At 69.3% G+C, this 6,441-nt stretch carries 6 protein-coding genes; 2 read left to right on the top strand and 4 right to left on the bottom strand.

The genetic code is table 11. The features are described 5' to 3' along the window. Positions 1-681: ice-binding family protein (locus QN357_RS16995; RefSeq protein WP_323505253.1), on the bottom strand; the 681-nt coding region annotated here is incomplete at its 3' end. Between the two features lie 423 nt (positions 682-1,104). On the opposite strand from QN357_RS16995, the gene ppsA reads away from it, so the two are divergent. Continuing rightward, entirely contained in the window at positions 1,105-3,495 is a 2,391-nt protein-coding gene (gene ppsA / locus QN357_RS16990) for a phosphoenolpyruvate synthase (protein WP_323505252.1), read from the top strand. Between the two features lie 23 nt (positions 3,496-3,518). Here the strand turns inward: ppsA and QN357_RS16985 are convergent, their stop codons facing one another. The 3 genes from QN357_RS16985 to QN357_RS16975 form a co-directional block, all read right to left on the bottom strand. After that, positions 3,519-3,866, bottom strand: coding sequence for a hypothetical protein (locus QN357_RS16985; RefSeq protein ID WP_134449646.1), 348 nt, complete (start codon positions 3,864-3,866; stop codon positions 3,519-3,521). A 136-nt stretch (positions 3,867-4,002) separates the two neighbouring features. Further along, positions 4,003-4,221, bottom strand: coding sequence for a hypothetical protein (locus QN357_RS16980; protein WP_323505251.1), 219 nt, complete (start codon positions 4,219-4,221; stop codon positions 4,003-4,005). 3 nt (positions 4,222-4,224) lie between these two features. Beyond that, positions 4,225-4,506: a glutaredoxin family protein gene (locus tag QN357_RS16975; protein ID WP_323505250.1), complete on the bottom strand. Its 282-nt coding sequence runs from the start codon at positions 4,504-4,506 to the stop codon at positions 4,225-4,227. A 227-nt stretch (positions 4,507-4,733) separates the two neighbouring features. Between QN357_RS16975 and QN357_RS16970 the strand changes: the two genes are divergently transcribed. Next, on the top strand, positions 4,734-6,380 hold the full coding sequence (locus tag QN357_RS16970) for a GGDEF domain-containing protein (protein WP_323505249.1): 1,647 nt from the start codon (positions 4,734-4,736) through the stop codon (positions 6,378-6,380). The last annotated feature ends 61 nt before the right edge of the window (positions 6,381-6,441 follow it).

Here is a 6,441-nt window from a genome sequence, read left to right as displayed (position 1 = left end):
CGTGCCGACCGCGACGGACCCGGCGGCCTGCCAGAAGACGTTCTTCGCGAGCGCGCCGCCGGTGAGGGTGACCCGGGTGGCGGATGCCTGGGTGATGTTGCCCGAGATCTGGAAGATGAACACGTCGGTCGGGCCGCCGTTGAGGGTGACGTCACTCGTGATGGTCACGCCGGTGTTCCACTTGTAGAGCCCGGGAGCCAGGGTGAGGCCGCCGATCTCGCCGGCGCCGAGGTCGATCGCATCCGGCAGGGTGCGACCGGCGGCATCGGTGTACGCGGTGCCCATGTCGCCGACGGCGGTCGTGAGCAGGCTCGGGGCGGTGATCTCGCAGGCGGGGCCCGCGGCATCCACGGAGTAGATCAGGCCGGTCACCTCGGGGCAGCTCAGGTGGATGGCGGCACCGGTGATGGGGCTCGCCCCGACGTTTCCCGTGATGGCCGAGGCGTAGACATCCGTCACGCCCGTCTTGGAGAGGATCGCGAAGGTGCCGGCGAGGCCGAGCGAGACGGGCGCGCGCACGGAGCCGACCGGGACGGCGGCGGAGGCGGAGCTGGCCCCGGTGGTGGTGGCGCCGACCGTGCCGACCGCCGCGAGGGCGATCGCGACCAGGAGGACGGGCAGCCACTTTCGGGCCGGCGTGGTGGTACTGGTTTCGGTGGGTGTCTGGTCGAATGCGGTCATGGTGATTCCCTTTGTTCCCGTCAGCCCGGGTCCGCGACTGCGGAGCCGGGGCAGGGCCGTCGCACGCGGCGGTCCCCGGAGCTCCATCCGGGTTACGCTCGCTGGCGGAAGTGTGCCGGGAATGCACCTCTCCAGCCACCGGGGCAGACGGGTACCGCACCTGGAACAGGTGCCCTCAGTAGCTGGAATCCAACGAATCGAATCTGTCTAACCCCCAGACTAGGGCCAGAATCCGTCGGCCCTGGACCGGGGAGTGCTGTCCGGGTGAATTCGCGAGGAACACCCGGCGCCGGCGCACCCCTGAGCCCTCGACACCTGGGGTACTAGCCGCTGCCCTGACCTAGCAGTAGGTTGCCGAGAGCGGATGCCGTCGGCGCCACGAGACGCCGGGTCGCGGCTTTCGAGGTCGCGTCAGGAGTTGTCATGTCAGAGCGTCATGTGGTCTGGTTCGAAGAGATCGGCCTCGCCGACATCCCCCAGGTCGGCGGGAAGAACGCTTCCCTCGGCGAAATGGTCGGCTCGCTCTCCGGCCAGGGGGTGCGGGTGCCCGACGGTTTCGCGACGACGGCGGATGCCTACCGCGCGTTCATCACGGAGAACGGGATCGAGTCGGCCCTGCGCCAGGCCCTCGACAGCTACCACTCCGGCGAGGCGACTCTGCGGGTCACGGGCGAGAGCCTGCGCGAGTTGTTCCTGAACGGGGAATTCCCCGAGGACACGGCCGCGGGCATCCGCTCGGCCTACCGGGAACTGTCTGCCCGCTCCGGGCAGCAGAACCTCGCCGTGGCGGTGCGGAGCAGCGCGACCGCGGAAGACCTGCCGGACGCGAGCTTCGCCGGGCAGCAGGAGACCTTCCTGAACGTGACGGGGGAGCGGGACCTGCTCGCCGCCTGCCGCCGCTGTTATGCGAGCCTGTTCACCGACCGGGCGATCAGCTACCGCGAAGTCAAGGGCTTCGACCACCTCGACGTGGCACTCTCGATCGGGGTGCAGCGGATGATCCGCTCCGACCTGGGCGGGTCCGGGGTGATGTTCTCGATCGACACCGACACCGGGTTCCCGGGTGCCGCCGTGATCAGCGCGGCCTGGGGACTCGGCGAGACCGTGGTGCAGGGCGCCGTCGACCCCGACAAGTACCTCGTGTTCAAGGCGCTGCTCGCCGACCCCGGGCTGACCCCGATCATCGAGAAGACCCTCGGCGCCAAGGCGACCAAGATGGTCTACGCCGCCGGCGGCAGCGCCCGTACCCGGGTGATCGACACTCCGCTGCGGGAGCGGAACGCGTTCGTGCTGAGCGACGCTGAGATCGTGCAGCTTGCCCGCTGGGCCGTGATCGTGGAAGACCACTATGGCCGGCCGATGGACATGGAGTGGGCCAGGGACGGCGTCACCCAGGAGCTGTACATGGTGCAGGCGCGGCCGGAGACGGTGCAATCGCAGGCGAGCGGCACCGTCTTCACCGTGAGCAGGCTGCTCGAGAGCGGGCCCCTCATCGTCTCCGGCGTCGCGATCGGTGACAGCATCGCGACCGGAACCGCGTGCGTGATCCGCGACCCGGCCGACATCGACAACTTCATCGACGGCGCGATCCTCGTCACCGAGATGACCGACCCCGACTGGGTTCCGATCATGACCCGGGCATCGGGCATCGTGACCGACCACGGCGGGCCGACCAGTCACGCCGCGATCGTCAGCAGGGAGCTCGGCGTGCCCGCGGTCGTCGGCACCGGCACCGGAACCGACCTGATCCACAACGGCGCCGAGATCACGCTCTCCTGTGCAGAGGGCGACGAGGGCTTCGTCTACGCAGGCACCCTCGACTTCGAGACCGAGGAGGTGGACCTCGGCACGGTGCCGACGACGCGCACGAAGCTGATGGTGAACATCGCGAGCCCCGCCGCCGCGTTCGAGTGGTGGCGGTTGCCGGCCGCGGGCGTTGGCCTGGCCCGGATGGAGTTCATCATCAACAACCTGATCACCATCCACCCGATGGCGCTCGTGCACCCGGAGCGGGTCACCGACCGGGCCGCGCTCCGGCGCATCCACGAACGCACCCGCGGCTTCGCCGACCCGCAGGAGTACTTCGTGCAGACCCTCGCGCTCGGCATCGCGAAGCTCACCGCGCCGTACTACCCCGACCCGGTGATCGTGCGGATGAGCGACTTCAAGACCAATGAGTACGCGCACCTGCTCGGTGGCGGAGCGTTCGAGCACACCGAGGAGAACCCGATGATCGGCTTCCGCGGCGCCTCCCGCTACTACGACGACCGCTACCGCGAGGGGTTCGCGCTCGAATGCCGGGCGATCAAGCGGGTGCGTGAGGAGATCGGCTTCACCGACGTGATCGTGATGGTGCCGTTCTGCCGCACCGTGGCCGAGGCCGACAAGGTGCTCGCGGTGATGGCCGCGAACGGGCTGACCCGCGGCGAGAACGGCCTGCAGGTGTACATGATGTGCGAGATCCCCGCGAACGTGATCCTCGCCGAGAAGTTCGCGACCCGGTTCGACGGCTTCTCGATCGGGTCGAACGACCTCACCCAGCTCGTGCTCGGCGTCGACAGGGACGCCGGCGAGCTCGCCGGCCTCTTCGACGAACGTGACGAAGCGGTCAAGCGGATGATCAGCGAGGCCATTCGCAAGGCTCACGCCGCCGGGATCAAGATCGGCATCTGCGGGCAGGCGCCGAGCAACTACCCGGACTTCGCGGCCTTCCTGGTGCGCGAGGGCATCGATTCGATCTCGCTCAATCCGGACAGCTTCCTGAAGACGGCGAGCATTGTCGCCGAGGCCGAGGGGCTGCTCGACACCGTATGACGGCCGGCTCCTGCGGTGCGGCGTCAGCCCTTGCTGTCGTCGTACTGCTCGAGCACGGCCTGCTCGTATTCGTACTCGGCTGCCTCGGCCGCGGCCTTCGCCTTGGTCACCCGCTGGCTGATCGCGTGCTCCGACTTCTCCAACCGGCGCGCCTCGAGCGGGCTGGAGCTCTCAAGGAGGTCCTCGAGGGTGTCCGGGTCGAGGTGCATGGCCTCGATCGCATCGGCCTCCGACCGGGCGACGGCCGCCTTGCTGCGCAGCAGTCGCACCCGCGCATCCTTCGCGTCCTGCCGCTTCGCCGCCTCGGCGTTCGCAATGTCCTCGTCACTCCCGAAGCGTTCGATGCGCTTGTCCTGGCCAGTGTCACTCATGATGCCTCCCCGTCTCCGTGGCATCGTAGCGCGGCAGCGGCGATGGGGAAACGGCCCCGAGCGGGTGACGCCGGGTCGGGTGGCGTCGGGGGTCAGCATGGAGCGGGTGGTGTGGCTGTCGCCGGTCCGGCGGGCGTCAGCGGCGCTGGTTGCCGCGGCCGCTGGTCCAGAGCCAGCGGGCCCTGGCGGTGGCGATTCCGCCGGCGGCAAGGGCGACGATCGCCACCGGAACCGCCACGCCCACGAAGGCGTTGTGGTTCACGGCGTTGAAGTAGAGAACCCCGAGCGCGATCGCACAGCAGACGAAACCGGCGATCCCGCACATCGAAAATGTCCAGTCCTTGAGGCTGCGCATGGCTCAGGCCTCCACGGAGAACTGGGCGAGTTTCGCGCGCAGGTCGGCGTCGCTCGGCTCGACGAGGTGGCTCGCGTCGGGGAACACGATCACGGGGATCCGGGTGCGTCCACTGATCGCCTGGGCGCGGTCGGCGCCGTCCGCGACGGCCTCAAGGTCGACGTAGTCGTAGTCGAGGTCCAGTCCGTCGAGCACCTTCTTCGAGCGGCGGCAGTCGCCGCACCACTCCGCGCCGAACAGGGTGATGCGGGGGTCGAGGGGCACGGATGCTGTCGCTGCGGTCATCCGCCGATCTTACGTGGCCGCGCTGGGCATCCGCTTGCCGGGGAGCTCGGGTGAGCGGTGACAGGTGGCTCATAGGTTGGCCCGTTCGGGGGCTTTTTTCCGACCGAATCGGGCCTTATACAGTGTTAGGTTCGAATCAGCGACAGACAGTCGGGGGGCTGAAGGTGGACTCGAAGGCGGCAGCACCACGTGTGCGTGTGGCTTCGGCAGCGCCCGTTCGCGGCACCATGCCGCCATCCACCGAGGTCACCGCCACGCTCAGCGCCACGCTCACCGTCGCCGAGCTGCTCGCCGCGTGCGAACAGTCGCGCGCCGACGGCCGGCACCTCGAGGGGGCCGCAGAGGCCGAACAGGTGCTCGCGACCGCGGACATCACGGCCGCCGAGCAGGGTCGGGCCCGCGAGCTCTTGTCGCTGCACCGGTTGCGGCTCGGCGAAGTGGAGGCAGCTGTTCAGAACGGGCTGCTCGCGCTCGAATACCTGACCCGCTCGGGCGAGCTCTTGCGGCGGTCCCAGATGCACTGCACCCTCGCGCTCGCCTTCCACGAGACGGGCCTGCATGAGCCTGCGCTGCGCCACGTGCTCGGGGCCCTCTCCTCGTCCCGGGCCAGCGGTAGCCCGCTCGCCGAGTTCTGGGCGCTCAGCCGCTCGTCGATGGTGCACGTCGGAACCGGGGACTCGCCGCGGGCCCTCGAACTGGGCCGGCAGGCACTCGACCTGTCCCGGCTGCTCGACGACGATGAGGCCCGATTTGCCGGGCTCAACAACCTCGGCGACACCTGCCTCGAATTCGCGCGCACCCAGGCCACCCTCGGCCTCGAGGCGACGGATGCGCTCGGCGAGGCCCTCGAGAACGTGCAGCAGGCCGCGGCGCTCGCCCACAGCCAGGGACACACCTTCTGGGAGACCATCGCGCGCACGAACCTCGGCAGCATCCTGATCGAGCTGGGCCGGTATGCCGAGGCGCGCGAACAGATCGGCCTCTCCCAGAGCCTGGCGACGGCCAACGGCTACCGGAACCTGGAACTCGACAACGGGACCCAGCTGGCCGAGATCACGCGCTTCGAGGGCCACGTCGACGAAGCGATCCGGATGATGGTGGCCCTGCTGGCCGACCGCTCCGTCGAGGAGGACCCGGCCAGGCTCACCCGGCTGCACCGGGGCCTCGTGGAGATGTGCAAGGAGATCGGTGAATTCGAGCGGGCACTCGACCACGCCGAAAAGCTGCACGAGCTGACCCTGCGCCTCACTCGGCAGACGGCGGGGCTGCAATCCCGGATGCTGATTAACACTCTCGAGATCGAACATGCCCGCCACGAGACCGAACGGTCGCAGCTCGAGGCACAGGTGCTGCGCATCCGCGCGGAGAAGCTCGACCAGCAGGCCCACACCGACCCGCTCACCCTATTGCCGAACCGGCGAGCGCTCGACCGGCAGCTGCCCGCGCTGATGCGCCGCGCGCACGACCGCGCGCAGCCGCTCTGCGCGGCGATGGTCGACCTCGACCACTTCAAACGGGTGAACGACGCCCACGGTCACGCCGCAGGCGACCGGGTGCTGGCCGCGATGGGCACGATCCTGACGGCTGCCATCCGCGACAGCGACCTCGCGGTGCGGCTCGGCGGCGAGGAATTTCTGCTGGTTTTCGGCGATGCAACCCCGGCCGACGCCGCGAAGGCCTGCGAGCGTCTTCTCGTGGCGGTGAGCGGCTTCCCCTGGGACGATGTGGCCCCGGGACTGACCTGCACCGTGAGCATCGGCCTGGCCGTGCGGAACACCGGCGAACGCACCGCGCACTGGCTCGCCCGCGCCGACAAGGCCCTCTACGCGGCCAAGCGCGCCGGCCGCAACCGCGTCGAGTCCGCGCCGCAGTAGCCGTGAGGTGTCGCACATCGACGTTTGAGGGCACTAGGAAGGTCGATTTGCGACACCTCAC

The organism is Cryobacterium sp. RTC2.1, from assembly GCF_035018685.1.
Taxonomy (GTDB): Bacteria; Actinomycetota; Actinomycetes; order Actinomycetales; family Microbacteriaceae; genus Cryobacterium; species Cryobacterium glucosi.
Note: the sequence above shows the minus strand (reverse complement) of the source record. Positions and strands in the feature narration are given on the sequence as shown.

What these genes read in the sequence shown, in the direction of transcription:
- ppsA (WP_323505252.1), top strand. Translation starts at nt 1,105, where the DNA reads ATGTCAGAGCGTCATGTGGTCTGGTTCGAAGAGATCGGCCTCGCCGAC.
- QN357_RS16985 (WP_134449646.1), bottom strand. Translation starts at nt 3,866, where the DNA reads ATGAGTGACACTGGCCAGGACAAGCGCATCGAACGCTTCGGGAGTGAC.
- QN357_RS16980 (WP_323505251.1), bottom strand. Translation starts at nt 4,221, where the DNA reads ATGCGCAGCCTCAAGGACTGGACATTTTCGATGTGCGGGATCGCCGGT.
- QN357_RS16975 (WP_323505250.1), bottom strand. Translation starts at nt 4,506, where the DNA reads ATGACCGCAGCGACAGCATCCGTGCCCCTCGACCCCCGCATCACCCTG.
- QN357_RS16970 (WP_323505249.1), top strand. Translation starts at nt 4,734, where the DNA reads ATGCCGCCATCCACCGAGGTCACCGCCACGCTCAGCGCCACGCTCACC.